This is a genomic window from Hartmannibacter diazotrophicus (assembly GCF_900231165.1).
GTDB lineage: Bacteria > Pseudomonadota > Alphaproteobacteria > Rhizobiales > Pleomorphomonadaceae > Hartmannibacter > Hartmannibacter diazotrophicus.
In genome coordinates, this window is sequence record NZ_LT960614.1 from 4501265 (window position 1) to 4526343 (window position 25079).

Below are 25079 nucleotides of genomic sequence, written 5' to 3' on the forward strand. Positions count from 1 at the left end.
CGGAGGCGATCAGGCCTCGGCGCCCACCGTCATGACGATCTTGCCGATATGGCTGCTGGTCTCCATCAGCGCATGCGCCTTCGCGGCCTCGGCCAGCGGGAAGACCGCGTGGATCACCGGCTTCACGGTGCCGGCGGCGACAAGCGGCCAGACCTTTTCCTCAAGCTCGGCGGCGATCTTCGCCTTGGCGGCCACCGACTGGGCCCGAAGCGTCGAGCCGGTCTGGATGAGGCGCTTCATCATCAGGCGGGTGAAATCGATCTCCACCTTCGAGCCCATCAGGAAGGCGATGTTGACGATCCGCCCATCGTTGGCGGCGGCAACGTAGTTCTGCTCGATATAGGGGCCGCCGACCATGTCGAGGATCAGCTCGACGCCCTTCTTGTCGGTCGCATTGCGCACCTCTTCCAGCCAGTTCTGGGTCTTGTAGTTGATGGCGAGATCCGCGCCGAGCTTGCGGCAGGCCTCGCATTTTTCATCCGAGCCCGCCGTCGTGAAGACCCGAGCGCCGAACGCCTTGGCAAGCATGATCGCCGTGGTGCCGATGCCGGACGAACCGCCATGAATGAGCAGCGTCTCGCCGGCCTTCAGGCCGCCGCGCTGAAAGACGTTGTGCCAGACGGTAAAGAAGGTCTCCGGCAGCGCGGCCGCCGTCACCCAGTCGAGATCGCCCGGCAGCGGCAGAACGTTGCGCCCGTCGACAAGGGCATACTCGGCGTAGCCGCCGCCCGGCGTCAGCGCCACGACCTTGTCGCCGACCGACCAGCGCTGCGTCCCCTCGCCGACCGCCGCGATGATGCCGCTGACCTCAAGCCCCGGCAGATCCGTCGTTCCCTTCGGCGGCGGATAGGCGCCAGAGCGCTGCAGCACGTCGGGACGGTTGACCCCCGCGGCCATCACCTTGACCAGCACCTCGCCCGGACCCGGCGCCGGCACCGGGCGCGTGTCGGGCTGCAGGACCTCGGGCCCGCCCGGCTCCTTGATGGCGATGACGGTCATGGTCTCGGGCAGACTGGTCATGGGAGCGCTCCGGATCGATTGGGAGTGACAGGGCGGCCGGATAAAGGCTTGAGCGGGACGTAAGACGCCTGCCAGAGCCGGTCAAGTCCGCAGACGGCGGCCACTCAAGGAAATGGCTGCCGACGCGAGCAGCGTCCGGCAGCCATGACAGAAAAACAGCGATCGGTCGCGAACGCTCAGTCGAAGATGCCCTCGCTGTGCTTGTCCACATAGTCGGCAAGGCCGAGCGTGTGGTCGCGCGCCAGCTTTTCGGCGAGCTCCGTGTCGCGCGCCTCGAGCGCGGCGATGATGGCGCGGTGATCGAGGATCGACTGGCTGGCGCGATCGTCGCGCCCGATGGTGATCTGGCGGATGCCGCGCACATGCAACAGCAGGTTCTCCGTCATTTCGGCAAGCACTTGCGAACCGGTCAGCTGAATGATCGTCTGATGGAAGCGGATATTCGCAGTCGAATAATCGGACAGATAGTCGGACGGCTTGTGGGTCTCGTCGAACTCCGCGAACATCGGCCGAAGCTTGGCGATGTCGGCGTCCTTGGCCCGCTGGGTCACGAGGCGGGCTGCCATGCCCTCCAGTGCCGCCCAGGCCTGGACCATCTCGATGACTTCGCGCTTCGTCTTGCGCAGGACGATGATCCCCCGCCGCGGCATCGACTTGACGAAACCCTGCTGCTCCAGCATGGCAATCGCTTCGCGAACCGGAGTTCGGCTGATCCCAAGACGTTCGGACAACTGTCGCTCGTCGAGCCAGGTTGGCTCGTTGCTGCTATAGATGTCCATGTTGGTGATGGCCTGTTTCAACGCGCTGTAGACGCGCGTCTTGTAGGTCTGCTCGGGAGCAAACTTTTCCAGCACCAGTTCCGGTGTCGACTCGTCGGCGATCGGCCACCGAACCTGCGATTTGATTGCCACCTGCTACGCCTCCCAAACCATCCACTTCACTGGGATTTATAATGCCATCTCAGCATTATTGCACGAAGTGAGAGGGAGGTGAGACAATTCATCCCGAAACGGCAGTATTTGAGGGGGTTCCTCTCTGAATCCCGGCGTTCAGGCGTTATGGCGTCCGATTTTTTGCATACCGGACGCCATTCGATCACCCATGAGCGCCGAACTCAAGCGCAATGGCCGCTCCGATTTCGAGAATCGCCGCGTGGCATTCCGTGATCGGATCGATCAGCCGCGCGCTCAGGGACTCGTAGTTGGCCGGCGCCTCGCCCGGATATGTGTACGATTCACGCAATTTATAGCCCGACATGTCCGCCCCGTCGGCCGGATAGGCATCGTGCAGCAGCGCGACGGCCTCGGGAATGCGTAGCGCGAAGATGAGCTGCATGATGTCGTCGCGCGAAATGTCGTTGCGCGTCGAGAACCGGGGCACGCGGGCCGCCATGAGGAAAATGTGCTGGAGAAGCGCCAGTCGCACCGCGTGCAGCATGTCGAGCCGCTGCCGCTTCTCGCTGACCTCCGAACCCGGATTGAGCCCGCAGCGATCGAGCACCCGGTGCAGCCAGATGGCGTCGAGCCTGAGCTTCACGGCCATCGCGCTGATCGAGGCCGCCCTATCGTCCTCTTCCAGAAGCTGGGTGATGAAGAGACATGGCTCGGCCAGATGCGGTTCCGCCCCCGCATAGGGCCGGGTCGACCAGAAGACCGGATCGTAGAGCACCGCGAAGGCCGCCAGTGCCTTGATGCTCGACCGCTTTTTCATCTCGCTGACATGCGACGTCAGCCGGCGCAGCCGGTCCGATGTCGCATAGACGTCCACGAACCGGTCCTCGTCGCCGCGCATCGCCGTGCCGAAGCCCGCGATCACCGTCAGCGGATGACCGAGCTGCTGCAGGATGGCGTTGTGCGGGATCGCCCGGAACTTGCGCACCTGATGCACGTCGCTGGCCGAGACGTCGAACTGCCGCCGCGACTTGCGCGAGCCCGTCTCGTTGAGAAGACCGGGCGCAAAGGAGCCGAGAGTTACGTGATAGGCCCGGTCATCCAGCAGGTGATCGTGGAAATTGGCGACCCGGCGATAGAAGTCGAGCGAGAAATTCGTCCGCGAATAAAGCGCATCCTCGCCGGCAAGATCGCGCCAGTCCGCTTCAGCCTCGATCAGGCGGCTGACCGTAGCAAGGGCAAGCTCCGGCGTTTCGAAATAGACAAAGCCGTCGCCGCCCTGGAAGGTCACCTCGTGCTTGACCTTGATCCCGAGCGTTTCGAACTGCATCCGGGCCCACGGACTGAACACATAGAGCGAGCGATCGACAAAGGAACGCTGGTGCGCTCCGCGCCCCGCCGATTCGCCGTGGGTGTCGAAGATCAGGACCTCGACGTCGGTCAGGCCGTGACGCTCGCAGGTGCGGGCAAGCTGGCCGTGAAGACGCTCGATCGCCAGGGCCGCCGGAATCTGGCCCATGAAGCGGCCGGAGTCGGAAAAGCCGGTCTGGATCGCGATCCGGCCGCGCTTGCGCACCATCTCGCAATATTCAGGCGTGCTTGCCAGGGCCTCGAAGAACCGCGAGGCGCTTTCCAGCGCTGCAGGCGTCTCGAACAGCGGCGAGACGTCGATCTTGTGGTCGACGCCGAAGAGCTTGGAAAAATAGAAGGCCGTCAGCGCCGTCGCCGGCAGTTCGCATTCGGCGATCAGCATGCGGATCGAGCAGTCGCGGTCGACATGCTTCAGGATCTGCGCGGCGATGATGAACATGCGCAGCGCCGTCTTCTGCTCGATGTCGAGCGAGCCGAAATTGACCTTCAGCGGCTCGGCGTCGCGGATGAGGCCCGCCAGGCGGTCCATCATCGACCGGCTACCGATCTGCTCCTCCGACTCCATGTCGAGATGCTGCATGATCGCATTGTGAAGCTGCGTGGCGTTGATGCGCATGTGCACCTCGCCGACGCCGAAGCCGAGCGACTTCATCTCGCTGCGCAGGGTGATCAGCTCGATCGCCAGATCGTCTGGCGCCTCCTCGATCGCCTCGTTGAGCATGGCGACGAGCGCGTCGACACTCACCTCCTTGTGCGGATGGTCCGACGTCAGAAGGTCGGCCGCCGTGTCGAGCGAGCCCTTGTCGAGCGGTTCCTGGGAAAAGGCCTCGTGGACCCAGGCGCTCCAGGCGCGAAGCCGCTTCAGTCGCAGCGACAGCTGGCCGATGCGGCTGTTCTCCTCGGCAGCGCCGGGAAACTTGTCGCAAATCCGTTCCAGGACCGTCTCGTAGCGGGAGATCTGGTGAACCTTTTCCGCCAGCCGGAAGCGGAACGTATCGCTCCAGCGGATGTCCGTGCGCCCGTCGAGGTCATAGCCGATCCAGGTCCCGAGCCCGGAAAAGCCGACATTGGTCTGCTTCCAGTCGTCCGGATGGCGCTCCTTCATCACGGCGACCGCAACGCGGGTGAAGGTCACGAGAGCCGCCTTCGCGGCATCGAGCGCGTCGAGCGTCGCCGCGTGCTCGATCTGCAGCGTCATCGGCGAATCGGGACCGAGAGGATCGGACGGCGTCGCCACGTCGTGGCCGCTCGCCTTGCGGGCCAGCGCCTGACGCTGGCTGCGCTTCAGGAGGAAGGTCGGATGGGCCGTGAAGACGATGCCGATGCGGGCGCGCTCCAGAAGCGCGAGATCGTCCTCAAAGGAGCCGCCGCTGCCGATCAGCTTCTCGATCGCCGCCCTCAGCCGGTCCACGTTGTCTTTGAGGGCGACCGGGCCGACATAGGCGCCAAGCCCTTCGGCCCGCGCCTCGAAGGATTCCTGCCCGAGCCGGCGGGCCAGATTGATCAGGTCCTCGTGGGCCAGCTTGCCGGCTTCCATGTCCCGGGAAAGTTCGAAGGAAAGCTGCGCCACGGGATTGTATCGCGGCTCGTCCCTCAGGCGCCCGCGAAAGCTCTCCAGGCGGCTGCGGCACTGCGCCTCGAGGGTGGCAGGATCGGTGAGCGGCCCTTGAACGATGGCTGCGCTATCCATGTCGACCTCACTTCCGTCTGGTTTCGCCTCATGATTAGACGCAGGACGCGTCCCCCGGCAAGACACCACGGTGATCAATAAAGAGGCATGCAAGGCAAAGCGCCGTACGACATTCGGGCGGATGCCGGAGCATGACGGCAAAGCCCCGGAAATTCATGCGTTTAGAGGCAGGATTCGGAACCGAAACGGAGAATAGAATGCCCGATTGCAAGGCGGCACCCGTCGGCCGGTAAAACAGTTTCGCCGCCGGATAATGCGCCGGCACCCTCATCCGCTTGGCGATCCTGGATTCATACCGCGAGCACCGCGGCCCGAAGGCCGCCTCCCGCCGCGGGCGCGCCCGGCTGGGAACAGGCCAGCAGATCGTGCCAATAGAAAAACGGGCGCCAGAGGCGCCCGTCCTGTGAATGCCCTGCGCGCTGTCCTACGCTTTCCCAAGCGCCGCGAGCACGCGATCCGGCGTCATCGGCATCTTGCGCAGACGGACGCCCGTCGCATCGAAGAAGGCGTTCGCGACCGCACCCGGCACGATGCGGGTCGAGGATTCGCCAGCGCCCAGCGGCCCGAGTTCGGGATGCTCGATCAGGTGAATCTCGACCTCTTCCGGGATGTCCTGCATCTCCATGATCGGATAGGAGTCCCAGTCGTGCGAGCGAACCATCGCTTCATCGAAATCCACCTCCTCGAACAGCGTGCGGCTGAGAGCCATCATGACGCTGCCCTCGATGGTCGAGCGGATCGCCCTGGCGTTGATGACCTGGCCGTGGTCGGCGGCGACGGTGAATTTCCGCACCCAGACCCGGCCCGTCTTCCGGTTCACTTCGACTTCGGCGACGACCGCGTTGACTGGACCGCCACGCTGCGCATAGGCAATGCCACGCCCTTTCAGGATGTCGCCCTCGCCCGGATCGGGATTGGGACCGACGCGCGTTTGCCACTTCGCCGCCTTGGCGGCCGTCTCCACCACCGCGATATCGCGAGGGTCCGTCAGATATTTCAGCCGGAAGGCAACGGGGTCCATGTTCGCCGCCAGCGCCACCTCGTCGATGAAGCTCTCCTGCCCGAAATGCACCTCCGGCCCCATCGGGTCACGCATATGCGCGGTCCTGAGCGGCGAAGCGGTCAGCAGAAGCGGATCGATCACCTGTTCGGTGTAGCGCATGGTGGCGAACTTGTAGGACTGCTCCGGCGACCGGGAGGCGTAGCCATTTTCGGGCTTGCGCTCCAGCAGATGGCCGGCCAGCAGCGAGCCCGCCTCGTCGCCGCGCGAGCGCATGTTGCTGCGGGAGAAGGCCTTGATGGTGAAGTTGTAGCCGACGACGTTGCCATCCGCATCGAGGCCCGCCCTGCCCGTGGTGACGGCAGCAACGCCTTTCGGATCCCAGGCAATGCCTTCGTGGCGCATCCACTGCACGCGCACGGGTCGACCGACCGCCGCCGATAGAACCGCCGCATCCGCCGCGCCGTCATCGGCGTCCGAACGCCCGTAGGACCCCGGACCCGGCATCCAGATCGCCCGGACGTTTTCCTCCGGAATGCCGAGCACATCGGCGACACCGGGCCGGACCGAATGCGGCTTTTGCGAATCCGTCCACACCGTCACCCCGTCCCGCGTGACATCGGCCAGACCGAAGGCCGGAGCCATGCGCGAATGACTTTGGAATGGCCATTCGTACTGGGCAGTGATCTGCTTCGGCGCGCCTTTGATAGCGCCGTCCACGTCGCCGTCTTCCGTCGTGTGCTTTTCCGACATGACCTTTGCGCCGCGGATGTAGTCGTGCAGTCCGGACGTGGTCGTCTTCAGTTGCGGCGAAGGGTCCGACCAGGTCACCTTCAACTCCTGCGACGCACGAATCGCGTCCCACTCTTCCTCTGCCACGACGCCAAGGAAATGGTCCTTCCACACGACCTGCGCCGCGAACGGGGCCACCGATGCCGTATCGACCTCGACCGGAACCGCTCCGGCAACGGGTGGGCGCACCATTCGCCCGTGCAGCATGCCGGGCAAGACCATGTGATGGGCATAGCTGCGTGTCGCCATGACCTTGCCGGGCACGTCCTTGCGCGGCACTTCGGTCCCGACGAGGGTGTACTGATCCGGCGATTTCGGGGGAAACTTGCTCTTCAGGGTGAGGCTGTTGCCGTATTTCCCGTTCCACTGAATGGTCGACGAGAAATAGCGGTTGCCGACAAGTTCGCCATAGGTCACCGATTTCGAGGCGTCCGCGACCGCGACGACTGTTCCGTCCTTCACCGTCAGCGCATCGGCGGGAAGTTCCAGTTTCTTGGCGGCCATGTCCATGAGCACCCGGCGCGCCTCGGCCGCTGCGTTGCGAATAGCGACGCCGCTCTCCTGCACGCCGGTGCTGCCCGACGCCCCGCCCTGATCGACGGTGAGCGCGGTGTCGCCTTGGATCACGTTGACGCGGTCGATGCCGACATCCAGTTCCTCGGCCGCCATGATGGCGATGCCCGTGTCGGTTCCCTGGCCCATGTCCATCTTGCCCCAGTACACCGTGACGGTGTTGTCCGAGGAGACGGCGATCCACGAATCGAGCGAGGCGGGATCGAGCGGCCTGTTGGTCGCGCGCGCCGCAGCAGGATCGGTGGTTTCCAGAATGCCGGCCGGCACGGCAAACGCGACGACAAGAGCGCCGCCGGCTTTGAGCAGATCGCGGCGCGCAAGGCTTGGATTGATCATTTTCCCATCCCCCCTCAGGTCCGCATTTCCTTGGCCGCGCGCTTGACCGCCCGCATGATCGACATGTGGGTGGCGCAGCGGCACTTCAGGCCGACGAATTCGTCACGGATGTCCTGGTCCGTGGCGTCGGGATTCCGCTCCAAGAGCGCGACCGTGTACATCATCCAGCCATTGGTGCAGTAGCCGCACTGCGGGACTTCCTCGGCCATGAAGGCGGCTTGAACGGGATGCGGCTTTTCCTCGGTGCCGAGGCCGTCGAGCGTGCGGATGTCTCCGTCCACCGCCGAGACCGGGGTCACGCAGGAGCGGATCGGCTGGTTGTCCATGAGAACCGTGCAGGCGCCGCACTGGGCAAGCCCGCAGCCGAATTTCGGCCCCTTGAGTTCGAGTGCGCCGCGCAGCGCATAGAGCAGCGGCATCTCGGGATCAGCCGTGATGTCCCGCATGGTGCCGTCGATCTTAATCGAGAATTTTTCTTTCATCGTTCCCTCCCTGTCTCCTGCATGACTGCATGCGATCGATCCGTGCGGCGACAGGCGGCGGGCAAGCCGTCCCGGCGCGCTGTCCGGCGCGTTGGATGCCGGGGCGACGAAACGGAACGGCAGAGGTGCCCCAGGGGGTCGAACGTGACCGAACACCATTGAGCGCAGGCGGAGGCTCAATTTGCTGCATGCGGATGGACGCGCTCCAGGCCGGACAAGTCCGTCCGTCCGTCCGGACCGGAGAAGAGGCCGACTGCCGGATGCGGAAGTCGCCAGCGGCTCGTCGGCGGAGATGGGCTCGCGGCTTGCTTGTCCCCTCCTGCGGCGAGCCTAGGAGGTTCATCCGGTTGTTTGGAAGAATTGAAACGCTATGCCACTCAGGCCGGATGAAATTGGCACGACGAGAAGGCAAAAGCCGCGGCGTCGCCCGAAATTGTGGCCCGGGGCCATTTCCGGCGAGGCGCAAGGCGCGGCGGGCCGCTCGCGGGGCAGGATTTCCCGAGCGTCGTTCGGGTGCCTGCGAAGGGTGTGAACGAGGGCCGCCTGCGGCCGGCGCGGGCCTGAAAATAAAAAAGGATGGCGCGCAAGAAGCGCGTCATCCCGTGTTTGTCGTCTTGGCCAGGGGCGGCTCGACTGTGCCGCCCCTGGCCAGATGGCTGATCCGTGATCAGACGGCCTGAGCCGCGTGCATCTCGGCGATCTGCTCGGCGGAGTAGCCGAGCTGCTGCAGCACCTCGTCGGTGTGCTCGCCGAGCAGCGGCGAAGCCTTCACCTCGACCTTCATGTCCGAGAACTTGATCGGCGAACCGACGGTCAGGTACTTGCCGATCTTCGGATGGTCGACCTCGACGATCGTGCCGCTCTCGCGCAGCGACGGATCGTTGGCGATTTCCTTCATCGACAGGACCGGCGAGCACGGAATGTCGAACTTGCGCAGGATATCGACCGCCTCGAACTTCGTCTTCGTCGAGAGCCAGCTCTCGATGAAATTGAAGATGTCGAAGATCTTGTCCTGGCGGGCTTCCGCCGTGTTGTACTCCGGATCGTCGATCCACTCCGGCTTGCCGAGCGCCTTGCAGATCGGAGCCCAGGCATGGCCCTGGATGGTGAAGTAGATGTAGGCGTTCGGGTCGGTTTCCCAGCCCTTGCACTTCAGCACCCAGCCCGGCTGACCGCCACCGCCGGCGTTGCCGCCGCGCGGCACGACGTCCGAGAAGGAGCCGTGCGGATACTGCGGATACTCTTCCAGGTAGCCGAGGGCGTCGAGACGCTGCTGGTCGCGCAGCTTGACGCGGCAAAGGTTCAGCACCGAGTCCTGCATCGAGACCGCGACCTTCTGGCCGGTGCCGGTCTTGTTCTTCTGGTGCAGAGCCGTGAGGATGCCGATGGCAAGGTGCATGCCGGTGTTCGAGTCGCCGAGAGCGGCGGCCGAAACGGTCGGCGGGCCATCCCAGAAGCCGGTGGTCGAGGCAGCACCGCCGGCGCACTGGGCGACGTTCTCGTAGACCTTCAGGTCTTCGTAGTGGTGGCCGTCGGAGAAGCCCTTCACCGAGGCGAGGATCATGCCCGGGTTGAGCGACTGAATGTGCTCCCAGGTGAAGCCCATACGGTCGAGCGCGCCGGGGCCGAAGTTCTCGACCATGACGTCCGATTCGGCGATCAGCTTCTCAAGCACTTCCTTGCCCTGCGGCGTCTTGGTGTTGAGCGTCAGCGAGCGCTTGTTGGAGTTCAGCATGGTGAAGTAGAGCGCGTCGGCGTCCTTGACGTGACGCAGCTGCGAGCGGGTCACGTCGCCGGCGCCGGGACGCTCGACCTTGATGACGTCCGCGCCGAACCAGGCGAGCAGCTGCGTGCAGGCGGGACCGGCCTGAACGTGCGTGAAGTCAATAATCTTGATCCCTTCGAGTGGCTTACTCATCTGGGTCTTTCTCCCTTTTCAATCGTTTCATTTTCCGTCCGGAGGCCCGCCGGGAAAGGACGTTTGGCCCGGAACATCACACTCCCACCCGACGAGGGTGGAAACTTGCTTGCAACCGGTTTTCCGCCTGGCGGCGAACCGGCGCGGCAGGGACGCGGAAACGCTTTACTCCGCGACCTTCGCCTGCAACTCCTTCAACTTGCGCCGCAGCTCTCGGTCCTGCTGCCAGCGCTCGGTCTCGTCGCGGACGACCGCGACGATGCCTGAAATCGTTCCATCGGCGTCGTGCATCAGCGCCACCGTGAACGCGATCGAAAGGCTCGATCCGTCCTTGTGCAGCGCCGGCACCTTGAGCAGCGACGTGCCGTAGCGGGTCACCCCGGTCTGCATCGTCTTCTCATAGCCGTTCCAGTGGGCCGGTCGCTGGCGCTCCGGAATGATCAGATCGAGCGACTGCCCGATGGCCTCCTCGGCCGAAAACCCGAAGATCCGCTCCGCCGCTGCGTTCCAGAACGTGATCCGGCCGTCAGGACCGGACACGATGACCGCGTCGGGGATCACCGCGACGAGCTGCTCGTGGTCGAACGACGCCATGGTCAGGCTCCGTTCGCCATGCTGCTCGCCACCGGCATGCAAACTCGGCGGACGGAAGCCGTCTCGTGACCCGAAGGCCCAAGTCTGCCAGATAGCGTCATTCTCTGTCCTCCCACACCGATCGCCTGCTCTCATGCACGACAGCCGCGTTGGCAAGCGGATCGGACCGGCCGCCGAACCATGGCACGCCAGCGGGTGGCATTTGGCATGCCAAACAACATGAATGTCAAGTCCCTGCGAAGTCAGCGGCGCATCACGATCAGTTTTCTTGGCAGGGACCGGAACGGTGAAAAGGGCGAAATTCCTATTTCAGCCAGAGCCTTGAATGAATCTGTAGAAAGCCGCATCCAGGCCCGACAGCAACGTTCAAGACGTCTGTACGCCCTGCCGGATGCAGCACCCGGCAGGGCTGGAGTGCCTTATTCGGCAGGCTGCATATCCACCGCGCGGGCGTTGGAAGCCAGCATGCCGCGGCGCCAGGGCTTCAGCACCCCGATCGCCAGGAAGGCGGTCAGGGCGTTGAGCACGACACCGATGATGAAGACCGGACCCCAGTTACCGGCACCGGCCAGAGCCGTCCCGAACGGCACCAGAAGCGCCGCCGTGCCCTTTGCCGTGTAGAGAAGACCGGCGTTGGTCGCGGCGAACTTGGAACCGAAGGTGTCCGTGCAGGTGGAGGGGAAGAGGCTGTAGATCTCGCCCCAGGCAAAGAACACCGTACCCGACAGGATCACGAACGCGATGTGGTTGTGGCCCCACAGATAGAGCAGGTAGATGCCGATGGCCTCGATCGCGAAGGCGATGAACATCGTGTTTTCGCGGCCGATCTTGTCGGAGATCCAGCCGAAGAAGGGCCGGGTCACGCCATTGAGCACGCGGTCGATGGTGGCGGCCAGCGTCAGGGCGGTCATGCCCCAGGCGATCGACATGTCGGCGACGCCGAGGTCCTTGGCCATCGGAGCAAGGTTGGCCGTGACGACCAGGCCGCCCGAGCCCACCATCACGAACATGGCGTACATGAGCCAGAACATCGGGTGCTTGACCACTTCCTGGGGCGTGTACTGGCGCTTGCTCTGGACGATGTTGCCCTTGGACTCAGCCTCGGGAACCTGTCCCTCCTTCGGCGCATAGAGGAAGAAGGAGAAGATGACGATGATGATGCCCTGCCCGAGGCCGAACCACAGGAAGGCATGCTGGTAGCCGAAGTTGGCGATCGTTGCCTGGATCGGCCAGACGGTGAGGGCCGAACCGGCACCGAAGCCCGCCGCCGTGATACCGGAGGCAAGGCCGCGCTTGTCCGGGAACCACTTCAGCGCGTTACCGACGCACGTGCCATAGACCGATCCCGCGCCTATGCCCGCCAGAACTTGGCCGAGGCAGAAGGTGAACATGTCGGATGCCATCGAGTTGATGACCCAGCCGGCACCGCACAGCACACCGCCGATGAGAATGACAATCTTCGGGCCGAACTTGTCGACGAACCAGCCTTCGACAGGGACCAGCCATGTCTCGAACAGGACGAAGAGCGTGAAGGCCCATTGGATTTCCGACCGTGACCAGCCGAAGGATTGCTTGATTTCCGGAACGAAGAACGTCCAGCCGTATTGCAGATTGGCGATCATGACCATGCAGACGACGCCGATGGCCAACTGTCCCCAACGGTAGCCGTCGCTGACAGGTTGCGCTGATGCCTGGTGTTGAATCGATTGAGTCATTTCCTAACCCTTCACGCTTGTTCGGACTTGGATGCCGCGCTGAAGGGCCAGACACTGGTATCTATTATGCCAAACGGCAACTGCCTTTTTTTGAAGATCTGCAATTTAAACAAAGTCACTGTTTTTAAGTAGCTTTTCATGGTTGCAATCGATCCGTTGAGATACAACCAGACGAGATTTTGTTACGTGACAGAAACAAACTTTTTGGACAGATCCAAGGAAAACAAGTCAGTAAGACTGATTATATCCTTCACGGAAAAATGTTCTCCGGAATGAGGCCTCTAAATTTTTCAAGCCGGCTTGAATGAAATAAGCCAAACTTTATAGATTTCTAAGACTTTTCAAATTGTTAAACGATTTACGACAGTCGGGCACCTTCATCGTGACGCCAAATGTGTCGTGGGGGAAAAGATCCTTTGCCGGCGACGGAGTGAATCCTTCTGACCGTCTCTTCAGGCCCCTCGGCGTCGCCCGATGAGGCAGCCATCGCGCCATCGCAATGCAGCAACACCGAAACATCTTGATTCAATGGAGGTGAGAGCCACCCATCCGCCCTGCTCCGGGCGGCCGGGATCATCTGCACGGCCTGCGCCAAAGGGCTTGCAGCCGCCTTGCCGCGACCCCGCGCAGGCCTATCTGCGAACACGATGACGCGATTCCACAGGTCAAGAGAGGCAAAGCGCCACATGATCGATTGACATCTGGTATTTGGCATGCCAACGGTAATGCCAACAAAGAAATGCCATCTGGGGAGAGATCAGGAACGATGCGGCCGGGAGCGCAAGTCAGACGGCCGACTGGGTCCGGACGCCGTGCAAAGGCCCCGGACAACGGACAAACCAACAAGCGTCGCATTTACCAGGCCCTGAAGCAGGCCATCGTCGAGATGGATGTTTATGGCACGGATAAAACGATTGAGTTGGGTGAGAGGCAGCTGTCCAAGGAATACGGCGTATCGCGGACGCCCGTTCGTGAGGCCATCGCGATGCTGGAATACGAAGGCTTCGTGCGCACCGTACCAAGGCGCGGCGTGGTCGTCGTCCGTAAGTCGCCGGACCAGATCATCGAGATTATCGAGGCCTGGGCCGCCCTTGAGGCAATTGCCGCTCGGTTGGTGGCCTTGAACGCCAGGCCCGAGGAAGTCTCGGCTTTGCGTGACCTGTTCACCGACAGCAATGTGGAGGATTTTGGCCCCGAGGCGCTTGGCGAATACTCGCGGGCCAATCTGGATTTTCACCAGGCGATCATCCGTCTCAGCGGATCGCAGACGCTGATCGACCTGACCGAGGACCTGCTCTTGCATGTGCGCGGCATCCGCCAGATTGCAATCGGCAGGGCTGAACGCCGGCGGCGCTCGATCGACGACCATTTCGGCATCATCGACGCGCTGGAAAAGAGGGATGCGGATCGGGCCGAGGCCCTGTCCCGGCAGCATACGCTGGGACTGACCCAATTCGTTGAGGCGATTGGCCAGCAGGCCTAGGTCGCTTCGAATGGCACGAGACGGATCGCAGAAGATCAACCAAGACAGTCCTATAGCAAGACAGTCCTAAAGAACGTCCGGGAGAAAACGGAATGTCCGCAGTAGCACAAACCATTGATGCCGCCACTGAAGAAGAGCGCGATCTCACCGATGGCTTCCATCTTGTGATCGACGCGCTGAAGCTCAACGGCATCGAGACCATTTACGGCGTTCCGGGGATTCCGATCACCGACCTCGGCCGCATGTGCCAGGAAGAAGGCATCCGCGTCGTCTCGTTCCGCCACGAGCAGAACGCCGGCAACGCCGCCGCGATCGCCGGCTTCCTGACCAAGAAGCCCGGGATTTGCCTCACGGTCTCTGCGCCCGGCTTCCTCAACGGTCTGACGGCTCTCGCCAACGCCACGACCAACTGCTTCCCCATGATCCTCATCTCCGGCTCCTCCGAGCGTGAGATCGTCGACCTGCAGCAGGGCGACTACGAGGAAATGGACCAGCTCGCGATCGCCAAGCCGCTCTGCAAGGCCGCCTTCCGCGTGCTTCATGCCGAAGACATCGGCATCGGTGTCGCCCGCGCCATCCGCGCGGCCTGCTCGGGCCGTCCGGGCGGTGTCTACCTCGACCTGCCGGCCAAGCTCTTCGGCCAGGTTCTCGACGCGGAAAAGGGCGCCCAGTCGCTGGTCAAGGTGATCGACCCCGCTCCCGAGCAGCTCCCGGCTCCGGCCGCCGTCAAGCGTGCGATGGACGTGCTGAAGGGCGCCAAGAAGCCGCTCATCATCCTCGGCAAGGGCGCGGCTTACGCCCAGGCTGACGACGACATCCGTGCGTTCGTCGAAAAGTCGGGCATCCCCTTCCTGCAGATGTCGATGGCCAAGGGCCTTCTGCCGGACAACCACCCGCAGTCCGCCGGTGCCGCCCGTTCGCTGGCGCTGCTGGAATCCGACGTGGTCGTCCTCGTCGGCGCCCGCCTCAACTGGCTGCTCAGCCACGGCAAGGGCAAGCAGTGGGGCCCCGCCGGCTCCAAGAAGTTCATCCAGATCGACATCGAGCCGAAGGAGATGGACTCCAACGTCGAGATCGCCGCTCCGCTCGTTGGTGACATCGGCTCCTGCGTCAAGGCGCTTCTGTCCGGCATCGACGGCAAGTGGGAAGCTCCCTCGGCCGAGTGGACCGGCGCCATCAGCGCCAAGAAGGACGCCAACATCGCCAAGATGGCGTCGCGGCTGATGAAGAACTCCTCGCCGATGGACTTCCATTCGGCCCTCGGCGCGCTGAAGACCGTCATTGCCGAGCGTCCGGACGCCATCCTCGTCAACGAGGGCGCCAACACGCTCGACCTCGCCCGCGGCGTCATCGACATGTACCAGCCGCGCAAGCGTCTCGACGTCGGCACCTGGGGCGTGATGGGCATCGGCATGGGCTTTGCCATCGCCGCCGCCGTCGAAACCGGCAAGCCGGTCCTCGCGGTCGAGGGCGACTCGGCCTTCGGCTTCTCCGGCATGGAGGTGGAGACGATCTGCCGCTACAACCTGCCGGTCTGCATCGTCATCTTCAACAACAACGGCATCTACCGCGGCACCGACAAGGATCCGACGGGCCGCGATCCGGGCACGACCGTGTTCGTCGAGAATGCCCGTTACGACAAGATGATGGAAGCCTTCGGCGGCGTCGGTGTGAACGTCACCACCCCGGACGAGCTGAAGCGCGCCGTTGACGAAGCCATGGACAGCGGCAAGCCGACCCTCATCAACGCGGTGATCGATCCGGCCGCCGGCAGCGAGAGCGGCAACATCGGCAGCCTCAACCCGCAGAGCGTGGTCAAGAAGAAGAAGTAATCGGCAACGACCGGTTACTGACGCTGATCGCCCGGCGATCCTCCCAAGTCCGCTCCCGGCCGATATCTCGGCCGGGAGCCGGCCCGGGGAACGGGTGACATAGCGACGCGGATGGCCAGTGCGTGGTATGCCACGTACACAGGCTTTGGTATAAAAAGAAAAGTTTATATCCGCAGGAGAGGATTCATGGTCAAGGCGCTCGAAGGCGTTCGTATTCTCGATTTCACACACGTTCAGTCCGGGCCCACATGCACCCAGCTTCTGGCTTGGTTTGGCGCCGACGTGATCAAGGTGGAACGGCCGGGCGTTGGTGACATCACCCGCGGTCAGCTGGTGGACGTCCCCGAGGCGGATAGCCTCTATTTCACGATGCTGAACCACAACAAGCGCTCGATCACGATCGACACCAAGAATCCCGAGGGCAAGCGGGTTCTCGAGGAGCTGATCAAGATCTGCGACGTGATGGTGGAGAATTTCGCTCCCGGCGCGCTCGACCGCATGGGCTTTTCCTGGGAGCGCATCCAGGAGATCAATCCGAGGATCATTCTCGCCTCGATCAAGGGTTTCGGCCCCGGTCCCTACGAGGACTGCAAGGTCTACGAGAACGTTGCCCAGTGCACCGGCGGTTCGGCCTCCACGACCGGCTTCCGCGACGGCCTGCCGCTGGTGACCGGCTCCCAGATCGGCGACAGCGGCACGGGCCTGCATCTTGCGCTCGGCATCGTCACGGCGCTCTTCCAGCGCACCCACACCGGCCGCGGCCAGAAGGTCAGCGCTGCCATGCAGGACGCCGTGCTCAACCTTTGCCGCGTCAAGCTGCGCGACCAGCAGCGTCTCGCCCACGGTCCGCTGAGGGAATACAGCCAGTTCGGTGAAGGCATCGAATTCGGCGACGCCGTGCCGCGCGCAGGCAACGACAGCGGCGGCGGCCAGCCGGGCCGTATCCTGAAGTGCAAGGGCTGGGAGACCGACCCGAACGCCTACATCTACTTCATCACCCAGGCCCCGGTCTGGGAGAAGATCTGCGACGTCATCGGCGAGCCGGACTGGAAGACCCACCCGGACTATGCCAAGCCGGCGGCTCGCCTGCCCCGTCTCAACGCGATCTTTGCGCGCATCGAACAGTGGACGATGACCATGGACAAGTTCGAGGCGATGAACATCCTCAACAAATACGACATTCCCTGCGGCCCGATCCTTTCGATGAAGGAACTCGCCGAGGACGAGTCGCTGCGCGCGACCGGAACCGTCGTCGAGGTCGATCATCCGGTCCGCGGTTCGTATCTGACGGTCGGCAACCCGATCAAACTGTCCGACAGCCCGACGGAGGTGACCCGTTCGCCGCTGCTCGGCGAGCACACCGAAGAAATCCTGCGCGAAGTCCTGAAATTCTCCGACGACAAGATCGAGGATATTCTGGCGACCGGCGCGCTCGGCGTAACGTCAAAGGTTGCCGCCGAATAATCTCCCTCCCTGGCGGGACACTCAGGCGGTGGTATTCCTTTGGATGCCGCCGCCTTTTTTCTTTCTCGCAAGGACAGAACACTGCAGCCGGCCGTGAAAGTCGGCTCCAATATCTGGAGAGGTCAACACGCCGCACCGGCAATACATTGACGCGCCGGTTTGTCGTGGCATACTGCATTCCAGTCATCACGATTTTCCGAATTGCCCCTTTTCAATCGGGTGTGAAGGCTGCACTCTTTTCGCAAGATCATCCCCTGCGAAGGGATGGCGGCAGGTGGGAGGACGCTCATGAAACTGCATGAATTCCAGGCCAAGCGGTTGCTGACCCGCTTCGGCGTCTCCTCGCCGCCCGGCCGCGTCGCGCTGACGCCTGACGAGGCGAGAAACATCGCCGTCGAACTCGACGTCAAGGCCTATGCGGTCAAGGCCCAGATCCTCGCCGGTGGCCGCGGCCGCGCCGGTGGCGTCCGTCTTGTCCAGACGCCAACCGAAGTGGAAACCGCCGCCGCCGCATTGATCGGCCAGCGCCTCGTCACCGAGCAGAACGGCCCCAAGGGACACCTCGTCAAGCGTGTGTTGGTCGAGGCCGCGATGCCGATCCGGCGCACGCTGCACGTCTCGCTCTTCGTCGATCGCTCGGCCGGCGAGATCGTCGTGCTGGCCTCGCTCGGCGGCGGCGACGACATCGAGGAGCGCTTCCGGCGCGGCGACCTCAAGCTGGAGCGCCTGTCGCTCGGCGCAGGCCGGACCTCCGCCCTCGACGGTGCGAAGGATCTCGCCGGACGCCTCGGCCTTGACGCCTCACTTGCCGATCGTTTCGCCGATCTCGTCGAACGCCTGCGCCAGGCCTTCATCGACGTCGACGCCAGCCTCATCGAGATCAACCCGCTGGTCGTCACTGACGAGGGCGCCCTGATGGCCGCCGACGCCAAGATCGTCGTCGACGACAACGCCCTCTTCCGCCAGCCGGAGATGGCCTCCTACCAGGACGAGGAGGACCTCGACGAGACCGAGGTCAATGCCCAGCGCCGCCAGCTCAACTACATGGAACTGGACGGCAACATCGGCCTTGCCTGTAACGGCGCCGGGCTCGGCCTTGCCACCCTCGACATGGTCAAGGCGGCGGGCGGCAATCCGGCCAACTTCATGGACATCCGCACGACGGCGAAAAGCCTCGACGTCGCCTATGGTTTCGGCCTGCTTTTGAAGAACCCGCAGGTCAAGTCGATCCTCATCAACGTCCACGGCGGCGGCATGCAGCCTTGCGACACCATCGCCGAAGGGCTCGGCATCGCCATGCGCCGCACGGGGCGCTCCTGCCCCACCATCGTACGCCTCGCCGGCAAGAATGCGGACTTTGCCCGCAACCGCTTCGCCAACTTCGGCTGCAAGGTCATCGAATGCCCGGACATGTGGTCGGCCGCCCAGCGCGCCGTCGCCGCCGCGAAATAAGGAGAGCCAGTCATGGCCATTCTCGTTGACGAAAATACGCGGGTCCTCTGCCAGGGCATGACCGGCTGGGCCGGCAGCCACCACACCGCGGAAATGATCGCCTACGGCACCAAGGTTGTCGCCGGCGTCACCCCTGGCAAGGGCGGCCGCTTCCATCTTGGCCTGCCCGTCTTCGACACCGTCGCCGAAGCGATGACGGCGACCCAGGCCAACGCCAGCATGCTCTTCGTGCCGCCGGACAACGCCGCCGCCGCGATGATCGAGGCGATCGAGGCGGAAATGCCCCTCATCGTCGCCATCACCGAGCGCGTTCCTGTGCTCGACATGCTGCGGGTGCGCGATGCGCTGAAGGGCTCCAAGACGATCCTCGTCGGCCCGAACTCGCAGGGCGTCCTCGCGCCCGGCGTCTGCAAGATCGGTGTCATGGCGACCGGACCGGAGCGCCGCGGCCATGTCGGCATCATTTCCCGTTCCGCCTCGCTCACCAGCGAAGTCATCGCCCAGGTCAGCGCGGCCGGCCTCGGCCAGTCCACCACCGTCGGCGTCGGCGGCGATGCGGTGCACGGCCTCGGCATGCGCGAGAGCCTCGAGATGTTCCTGAAGGACCCGGAGACGCACGGCATCGTGCTCATCGGCGAGATCGGCGGCAACGAGGAGGAAGAAGTCGCCGACTTCGTCAAGCAGGTTCGCCCATCGATTCCGATCGTCGCGCTCGTGGTCGGCCGCAACGCCCCGCCGGAACGGCGCATGGGCCATGCCGGCGCGCTCAACCAGGCCGGACGCGGCGATGCGGAGAGCAAGATCAAGGCACTCTCGGGCGCTGGCGTGATCATCGCCCCGAGCCCACATCTCGTCGGTGAGACCATCCGCCAGTCGCTCGCCTCGAAGGCGGCGTGAGCCAGTCGGGCTTTCGGCAACGCATGAATCGAAAAGGGCCGCCCCAAAGGCGGCCCTTTTCTTGTCTCGATGCAAACAGACGGCAGTCCGTCAGCACAGCACCCGGTTGGAGAGCGTCCCGATCCCCTCGATCGAGACCTCGACGATATTGACCGGCTCCTTCATCGAGCCGACGCCGACCGAGGTGCCGCAGGCGATCAGATCGCCCGGCATCAGCGTCATGTCCTGCGAAATCCGGCTGACGAGGTCCGCCGCCGGGAAGATCATGTCCGAGACCGGATAGTTCTGCCGCTCGGCGCCGTTGAGAACGGTGCGGATCGACAGCGTCGACGGATCGAGGCCGGTGGCGATCACCGGTCCGAAGGGGCAGAAGCCGTCGAAGCTCTTGGCTCGCGCCCACTGCGGGAAATTCGGGTCCTTATTGAGGAGATCGCCGGCCGTGATGTCGTTGACGCAGGTGTAGCCGAAGATGCCGTCTTCCGCTTCGGTAACGCTGGCATTGGCCAGCCGCTTGCCGATCACGATCCCAAGCTCGCCCTCATAGACGATGCGGCCGTCATAGGCCTTCGGGCGCGGCACATCGGCCTGCGGCGAGGTGATGCTGGAGACGGCCTTCAGGAGATAGAGCGGGTCTTCGGGCGCCGAAACGCCGAGCTTGGCGCCAAGCGCGCGAAAATTGTTCCAAAGCGCGATCACCTTGGTCGGCTGGCAGGGCGGCAGCAGCTTGAGGCCATCGGCCGAAAGCGTGCGCCCCGTGTCCGTCGCACCGTCGAACATGTCGCCCTCATGCACATGGACGACATTGTCCTCGACGGTGCCGAAGGCCGCCGTACCGTTGTCGTCGAAGCGCACCCATCGTGTCATGGTCTGATCTCCCGTCTGATTGTCTTCTTGATCGAAAGACGGCAGCGGACCGATCGTCCGCCGCCGCCTCTTGCGTTTCTCAGGAGTGGAACCTCAGCTCTCTCTCACTCGAGGTTCTTGATGATGTTCTCGACCATTTTCTTGGCGTCGGCGAAGAGCATCATGGTGTTGTCGCGGAAGAAGAGTTCGTTCTCGACGCCGGCATAGCCCGATCCCATGCCGCGCTTGATGAACAGCACGGTCTTGGCCTTGTCGACGTCGAGGATCGGCATGCCGTAGATGGCCGAGGTCGGGTCGGTCTTGGCCGCCGGGTTGGTGACGTCGTTGGCGCCGATGACGAAGGCAACGTCGGCCTGGGCGAACTCGGAGTTGATGTCTTCCAGCTCGAACACCTCGTCATAGGGCACGTTCGCTTCTGCCAGCAGCACGTTCATGTGCCCGGGCATGCGGCCGGCGACCGGGTGGATGGCGTATTTGACCTCGACGCCCTCCTCCTTGAGCTTGTCGGCCATCTCGCGCAGCGCATGCTGGGCCTGGGCGACCGCCATGCCGTAGCCCGGCACGATGATCACCTTGCCGGCGTTCTTCATGATGAAGGCCGCATCCTCCGCCGAGCCCTGCTTGACCGGCCGGGTCTCCACCGCGCCGCCCGCCGGGCCCGCCGTCTCGCCGCCGAAGCCGCCGAGGATGACCGAGATGAACGACCGGTTCATGCCCTTGCACATGATGTAGGAGAGGATCGCGCCCGACGAGCCGACGAGGGCGCCGGTGATGATCAGCGCCGTGTTGCCGAGCGTGAAGCCGATGCCGGCCGCCGCCCAGCCCGAGTAGCTGTTCAGCATCGAGACGACGACGGGCATGTCCGCGCCGCCGATCGGGATGATGATCAGGATGCCGAGCGCCAGCGCCGCCAGCGTGATCAGCCAGAAGACGGCGTGGCTCTCGGTGTTGACCAGCACGACGATCAGGATGACGAGGGCGGCGGCGAGCGCGATGTTGATCACGTGCCGGCCGGGCAGCATGATCGGCTTGCCGGACATCCGCCCGTCGAGCTTCAGGAAGGCGATGACCGAGCCGGTGAAGGTGATCGCGCCGATGGCGACACCGAGGCTCATCTCGACCAGCGCCTGGCCGTGGATCGAGCCGACCTCGCCGATGCCGAGCGCCGAGGGGGCGTAGAGCGCGCCGGCCGCCACCATCACCGCGGCAAGGCCGACGAGCGAGTGGAAGGCCGCGACCAGCTGCGGCATCGCCGTCATGGCGATCTTGCGGGCGATGACCGCGCCGGCGCCGCCGCCGATGGCGAGCGCGATCACGATCAGCGCGATCGAGCCGACGGAGAGATGGATGCCGGCCAGCGTCGTGAGGATCGCGATCCCCATGCCGACCATGCCGTAGAGGTTGCCCTTGCGCGAGGTCACGGGGCTGGAAAGCCCCCTCAGCGCCATGATGAACAGAACAGCAGAGACGAGATAAAGGCTCGCCATCACATTCGCGGACATCGCCTTATCCCTTCTTCTTGTACATCGCCAGCATCCGGCTGGTGACCAGGAAGCCGCCGAAGATGTTCACCGCCGCAAGGATCACGGCGACGAAGCCGAAGCCGCGCGCCATGCCCGCCGACGCCGACGTCGACAGATCGACGCCCACCGCCAGCAGCGCGCCGACGATGATCACCGACGAGATCGCGTTGGTGACGCTCATCAGCGGCGTGTGGAGGGCCGGCGTCACCGACCAGACCACGTAGTAGCCGACGAAGATCGCGAGCACGAAGATCGACAGGCGGAAGACGAAGGGATCGATCGCGCCCCCGCTCATGGAATGGACGGCCGCGCCGATGCCGTCGTCGAGGCCGTTATGCGCGGCGCCCGCAAGCTGGTCCACGATGGAGCCGGCGGCTTTGGCCGCCTCGGCGGCCTGGTCGGCGGCAAGCCGGGCCGCCTCCGCCGCCGCCCGGGCGCGCTCCAGCGCCTCGTCGGGTGAAAGTGTTGCCATGGTCGTTGTCCCCTTGGATCAGTCGCGGGGTCCGTGCCCCGCGCGAGGTTCGGTTGGCCTCATGGGATAGGAAAATCGGAAAGCACGCGCCGTGCGGCAGCCGAGAATGGCAAGACTGCCGGAAGCCCCCCTCCCCGAGGAAGATGGCCGCCCGGCAAGACCCGCCGAGGGGGCCGGGCGCCGAAGCCGGCGCCCCCGCCTCCTTGCCTAGAAGGCCCCTTACGCGGCCTCTTTCGGCGCAAACGCCGGATGTACCACCGCGCCGTCGCGCGTCAGCACCGTCGCCTTCACCAGTTCGTCCTCGTAGTCGACCTTGAGCGCCTTGGCCTCCTTGTCGACCAGCGTCTCCACGAAGGCGTAGAGGTTCTTGGCATAGAGCTGCGAGGCCGTCGCCGCGATGCGGCCCGCCACGTTCCTGTGGCCGACGATCTTCACCGCCCCGATCTCGACGATCTCGCCGGCGACCGCGCCTTCCACGTTGCCGCCGCGCTCCACCGCCAGATCCACCAGCACCGAGCCCGGCCGCATGGAGGCGAGCATCTCGGCCGTCACCAGCCGCGGCGCCTGCCGGCCCGGGATCAGCGCCGTGGTGATCACGACGTCCTGCTTCTTGATGTGTTCGGCAACGAGGGCGGCCTGCTTGGCCTGATACTCGGCCGACATCGGCTTGGCGTAGCCCGCCGCCGTCTCGGCCTGCTTGAACTCCTCGTCCTCGACCGCGATGAACTTGCCGCCGAGCGATTCCACCTGCTCCTTGGAGGCCGGCCGCACGTCGGTGGCCGACACCACCGCGCCGAGGCGCTTGGCGGTCGCGATCGCCTGCAGGCCGGCAACGCCCGCGCCCATCACGAAGACGCGCGCCGCCGGCACCGTGCCCGCCGCCGTCATCATCATCGGGAAGGCCCGGTCGTAGACCTCGGCCGCGTCGATCACCGCCTGGTAGCCGGCAAGGTTGGCCTGGGACGACAGAACGTCCATCACCTGCGCGCGAGTGATGCGCGGCATGAACTCCATCGCCACCGCGACGAGCCCGGCCTCCGCCATCGCCTTGACCGCGTCCTCGTGGCCATAGGGGTCCATGGTGGCGATCACCAGCGCGCCCTTCGGGATCAGGCCAAGCTCTTCCGCCTCGGGACGGCGCACCTTCAGCACCACGTCGGCGCCGGCATAGGTGTCCGCCGCCGAGCCGGCGATCTTCGCCCCCGCCGCCTCATACTCGCCGTCCGGTATCCGCGACAGCGCACCGGCGCCCGTCTCCACAACCACCTCGGCACCAAGGCCGACATAACGCTTCACAACATCCGGAACCACCGCAACGCGGCCCTCGCCAGATGCAACCTCTTTAGGGACCACGAGCTTCATCGTTCGTCCTACCTTCCCGTTTCCTGAACCCTCGTCTTCGCCGCCGTCCCACGATTGGGCGGAAGCAGGCAGCAAAGAACCCTGCCGGGCGGAGACCGCCTGGCATTCATTTCAATCGATACCTTGAAACCCCACAGCCGCACGCCGCGGCAGCGCCATGAAGAGGCGCCGCGCGGCGAGTGCGCGCCGAAGCTCAGGCGATCGCCTTGACCTTCGGCTCTTCGACCACCTCTGCCTCGGGGAAGCATGGATAGATCCCCTGCACCCGCGCCATCTGCTGTGCCAAAGCCAGCACGCAGTCGATGAAGGGCGTTTGCATGCCGGCAAGCCGGCCCATTTCCTGGACCGCCGTCAGCAGCGCGTCCAGCTCGATGACCTTGCCGCTTTCCACGTCCTGCAGCATCGAGGTGCGGTGCGCACCGACCTTGGCCGCTCCGTTGATGCGGCGTTCGACGTCGACGCGGAACGAGGCGCCGAAATGCTCGCCGATGGCCTGGGCCTCGAGCATCATCTTGCGGGCAAGCTCCCGGGTACCGGCATCCGTCGCGACGACGTCGAGCGTTGCACGGGTCAGCGCCGAGATCGGGTTGAAGCAGAGGTTGCCCCACAGCTTGATCCAGATGTCGTCGCGGATGTCGTCATAGTATTTCGCCTTGAGGCCGCAGGCATCGAGCGCATCGCCGAGCCGCTTGACGCGGGCGCTCTCGGTCCGGTTCGGCTCGCCGAGGCCGAACTGGTTGCCGTAGATGTGCTTGATAACGCCCGGCTCGATGATCTCGGTCGCCGGATAGACCGTGCAGCCGATGATCCGCTGCGGTCCGATCACGTTCCATTGGCGGTTGCCCGGATCGACGCTCTGAAGACGCAGATCCTTGAACTTCTCGTCGAGGCCGTAGAAGTACCACCACGGCACGCCGTTCTGCGCCGTCACCACGGCCGTATCAGGCCCGAGCAGCGGAACCATCTGCTCGGCCGATTCCCAGGCCTGATGCGCCTTGAGGCCGCTGATCACATAATCCTGCGGACCGAGTTCGCCCGGATCGCGCGTCGCGGGCATCGCCTCGACGATTTCCTCGCCGTCGATGATCAGTTTCAGACCGTTGGACTTGATCGCTTCAAGATGCGGACCGCGCGCCACGATGGAGACGTCGACGCCGCTCCTTTTCAGCATGACCGCCATGTATCCCCCGATAGCGCCCGCGCCGAAAATGCATACCTTCATCACGAAATTCCTTCCTGGTCATGCCTGGAGCATTGTCCGTCGCCGGTGTCGCGGTCCGAACGAAGACCCATGCTCTTCTGGTTCGCTCCGGTGTGCTGCCCGCCCGGTCCAACGACCACGCGGGGGC

Annotated in this window: 18 protein-coding genes; 5 read left to right on the top strand and 13 right to left on the bottom strand. The window is 64.3% G+C overall.

Annotated features, from left to right (window positions below):
- Positions 1 to 9: 9 nt before the first annotated feature.
- The 8 genes from HDIA_RS20860 to oxlT form a co-directional block, all read right to left on the bottom strand.
- A complete protein-coding gene (locus HDIA_RS20860; RefSeq protein ID WP_099557902.1) occupies positions 10 to 1020 on the bottom strand; it encodes an NAD(P)H-quinone oxidoreductase in 1011 nt (336 codons plus the stop codon).
- 176 nt (positions 1021 to 1196) lie between these two features.
- Positions 1197 to 1925 (bottom strand): GntR family transcriptional regulator, encoded by a 729-nt coding sequence (locus HDIA_RS20865; RefSeq protein WP_425432959.1) that lies wholly within the window; start codon positions 1923 to 1925, stop codon positions 1197 to 1199.
- Between the two features lie 190 nt (positions 1926 to 2115).
- Positions 2116 to 4971 (bottom strand): phosphoenolpyruvate carboxylase, encoded by a 2856-nt coding sequence (locus HDIA_RS20870; protein ID WP_099557904.1) that lies wholly within the window; start codon positions 4969 to 4971, stop codon positions 2116 to 2118.
- A 424-nt stretch (positions 4972 to 5395) separates the two neighbouring features.
- On the bottom strand, positions 5396 to 7672 hold the full coding sequence (locus HDIA_RS20875; protein WP_099557905.1) for a xanthine dehydrogenase family protein molybdopterin-binding subunit: 2277 nt from the start codon (positions 7670 to 7672) through the stop codon (positions 5396 to 5398).
- A gap of 14 nt (positions 7673 to 7686) precedes the next feature.
- Positions 7687 to 8154 (bottom strand): (2Fe-2S)-binding protein, encoded by a 468-nt coding sequence (locus HDIA_RS20880; protein WP_099557906.1) that lies wholly within the window; start codon positions 8152 to 8154, stop codon positions 7687 to 7689.
- A 667-nt stretch (positions 8155 to 8821) separates the two neighbouring features.
- Positions 8822 to 10072, bottom strand: a complete 1251-nt coding sequence (frc, locus tag HDIA_RS20885; RefSeq protein WP_099557907.1) for a formyl-CoA transferase — start codon at positions 10070 to 10072, stop codon at positions 8822 to 8824.
- A 165-nt stretch (positions 10073 to 10237) separates the two neighbouring features.
- Entirely contained in the window at positions 10238 to 10666 is a 429-nt protein-coding gene (locus HDIA_RS20890) for a PAS domain-containing protein (protein WP_099559067.1), read from the bottom strand.
- A 419-nt stretch (positions 10667 to 11085) separates the two neighbouring features.
- Complete coding sequence (oxlT, locus tag HDIA_RS20895; protein ID WP_099557908.1) at positions 11086 to 12381, bottom strand: oxalate/formate MFS antiporter; 1296 nt, start codon at positions 12379 to 12381, stop codon at positions 11086 to 11088.
- A gap of 766 nt (positions 12382 to 13147) precedes the next feature.
- Between oxlT and HDIA_RS20900 the strand changes: the two genes are divergently transcribed.
- The 5 genes from HDIA_RS20900 to sucD all read left to right on the top strand — a co-directional run bounded on the left by HDIA_RS20900 (position 13148) and on the right by sucD (position 19509).
- Positions 13148 to 13864: a GntR family transcriptional regulator gene (locus HDIA_RS20900; RefSeq protein ID WP_099557909.1), complete on the top strand. Its 717-nt coding sequence runs from the start codon at positions 13148 to 13150 to the stop codon at positions 13862 to 13864.
- 92 nt (positions 13865 to 13956) lie between these two features.
- Positions 13957 to 15696: an oxalyl-CoA decarboxylase gene (gene oxc, locus HDIA_RS20905; RefSeq protein ID WP_099557910.1), complete on the top strand. Its 1740-nt coding sequence runs from the start codon at positions 13957 to 13959 to the stop codon at positions 15694 to 15696.
- Between the two features lie 186 nt (positions 15697 to 15882).
- Positions 15883 to 17160: a formyl-CoA transferase gene (frc, locus tag HDIA_RS20910; protein ID WP_099557911.1), complete on the top strand. Its 1278-nt coding sequence runs from the start codon at positions 15883 to 15885 to the stop codon at positions 17158 to 17160.
- A gap of 288 nt (positions 17161 to 17448) precedes the next feature.
- Positions 17449 to 18612, top strand: coding sequence for an ADP-forming succinate--CoA ligase subunit beta (sucC, locus tag HDIA_RS20915; protein ID WP_099557912.1), 1164 nt, complete (start codon positions 17449 to 17451; stop codon positions 18610 to 18612).
- A 12-nt stretch (positions 18613 to 18624) separates the two neighbouring features.
- Positions 18625 to 19509, top strand: coding sequence for a succinate--CoA ligase subunit alpha (gene sucD, locus HDIA_RS20920; RefSeq protein ID WP_099557913.1), 885 nt, complete (start codon positions 18625 to 18627; stop codon positions 19507 to 19509).
- A gap of 90 nt (positions 19510 to 19599) precedes the next feature.
- Here the strand turns inward: sucD and HDIA_RS20925 are convergent, their stop codons facing one another.
- The 5 genes from HDIA_RS20925 to HDIA_RS20945 all read right to left on the bottom strand — a co-directional run bounded on the left by HDIA_RS20925 (position 19600) and on the right by HDIA_RS20945 (position 24952).
- Positions 19600 to 20373, bottom strand: coding sequence for a fumarylacetoacetate hydrolase family protein (locus HDIA_RS20925; protein ID WP_099557914.1), 774 nt, complete (start codon positions 20371 to 20373; stop codon positions 19600 to 19602).
- 104 nt (positions 20374 to 20477) lie between these two features.
- The gene (locus tag HDIA_RS20930) at positions 20478 to 21875 is read right to left on the bottom strand and encodes an NAD(P)(+) transhydrogenase (Re/Si-specific) subunit beta (RefSeq protein WP_099557501.1); all 1398 of its coding nucleotides are present in this window, start codon (positions 21873 to 21875) and stop codon (positions 20478 to 20480) included.
- Positions 21876 to 21879: 4 nt separating this feature from the next.
- The gene (locus HDIA_RS20935; RefSeq protein ID WP_099557502.1) at positions 21880 to 22368 is read right to left on the bottom strand and encodes an NAD(P) transhydrogenase subunit alpha part 2; all 489 of its coding nucleotides are present in this window, start codon (positions 22366 to 22368) and stop codon (positions 21880 to 21882) included.
- Positions 22369 to 22587: 219 nt separating this feature from the next.
- Complete coding sequence (locus HDIA_RS20940; protein WP_099557915.1) at positions 22588 to 23730, bottom strand: Re/Si-specific NAD(P)(+) transhydrogenase subunit alpha; 1143 nt, start codon at positions 23728 to 23730, stop codon at positions 22588 to 22590.
- A gap of 193 nt (positions 23731 to 23923) precedes the next feature.
- On the bottom strand, positions 23924 to 24952 hold the full coding sequence (locus HDIA_RS20945) for a 2-dehydropantoate 2-reductase (RefSeq protein ID WP_099557916.1): 1029 nt from the start codon (positions 24950 to 24952) through the stop codon (positions 23924 to 23926).
- Positions 24953 to 25079: the final 127 nt, after the last annotated feature.

Bases quoted from the DNA above. Each gene is read 5' to 3' on its own strand.
- HDIA_RS20860 (WP_099557902.1), bottom strand. From the start codon at position 1,020: ATGACCAGTCTGCCCGAGACCATGACCGTCATCGCCATCAAGGAGCCG.
- HDIA_RS20870 (WP_099557904.1), bottom strand. From the start codon at position 4,971: ATGGATAGCGCAGCCATCGTTCAAGGGCCGCTCACCGATCCTGCCACC.
- HDIA_RS20875 (WP_099557905.1), bottom strand. From the start codon at position 7,672: ATGATCAATCCAAGCCTTGCGCGCCGCGATCTGCTCAAAGCCGGCGGC.
- HDIA_RS20880 (WP_099557906.1), bottom strand. From the start codon at position 8,154: ATGAAAGAAAAATTCTCGATTAAGATCGACGGCACCATGCGGGACATC.
- frc (WP_099557907.1), bottom strand. From the start codon at position 10,072: ATGAGTAAGCCACTCGAAGGGATCAAGATTATTGACTTCACGCACGTT.
- HDIA_RS20890 (WP_099559067.1), bottom strand. From the start codon at position 10,666: ATGGCGTCGTTCGACCACGAGCAGCTCGTCGCGGTGATCCCCGACGCG.
- oxlT (WP_099557908.1), bottom strand. From the start codon at position 12,381: ATGACTCAATCGATTCAACACCAGGCATCAGCGCAACCTGTCAGCGAC.
- HDIA_RS20900 (WP_099557909.1), top strand. From the start codon at position 13,148: ATGCGGCCGGGAGCGCAAGTCAGACGGCCGACTGGGTCCGGACGCCGT.
- oxc (WP_099557910.1), top strand. From the start codon at position 13,957: ATGTCCGCAGTAGCACAAACCATTGATGCCGCCACTGAAGAAGAGCGC.
- frc (WP_099557911.1), top strand. From the start codon at position 15,883: ATGGTCAAGGCGCTCGAAGGCGTTCGTATTCTCGATTTCACACACGTT.
- sucC (WP_099557912.1), top strand. From the start codon at position 17,449: ATGAAACTGCATGAATTCCAGGCCAAGCGGTTGCTGACCCGCTTCGGC.
- sucD (WP_099557913.1), top strand. From the start codon at position 18,625: ATGGCCATTCTCGTTGACGAAAATACGCGGGTCCTCTGCCAGGGCATG.
- HDIA_RS20925 (WP_099557914.1), bottom strand. From the start codon at position 20,373: ATGACACGATGGGTGCGCTTCGACGACAACGGTACGGCGGCCTTCGGC.
- HDIA_RS20930 (WP_099557501.1), bottom strand. From the start codon at position 21,875: ATGTCCGCGAATGTGATGGCGAGCCTTTATCTCGTCTCTGCTGTTCTG.
- HDIA_RS20935 (WP_099557502.1), bottom strand. From the start codon at position 22,368: ATGGCAACACTTTCACCCGACGAGGCGCTGGAGCGCGCCCGGGCGGCG.
- HDIA_RS20940 (WP_099557915.1), bottom strand. From the start codon at position 23,730: ATGAAGCTCGTGGTCCCTAAAGAGGTTGCATCTGGCGAGGGCCGCGTT.
- HDIA_RS20945 (WP_099557916.1), bottom strand. From the start codon at position 24,952: ATGAAGGTATGCATTTTCGGCGCGGGCGCTATCGGGGGATACATGGCG.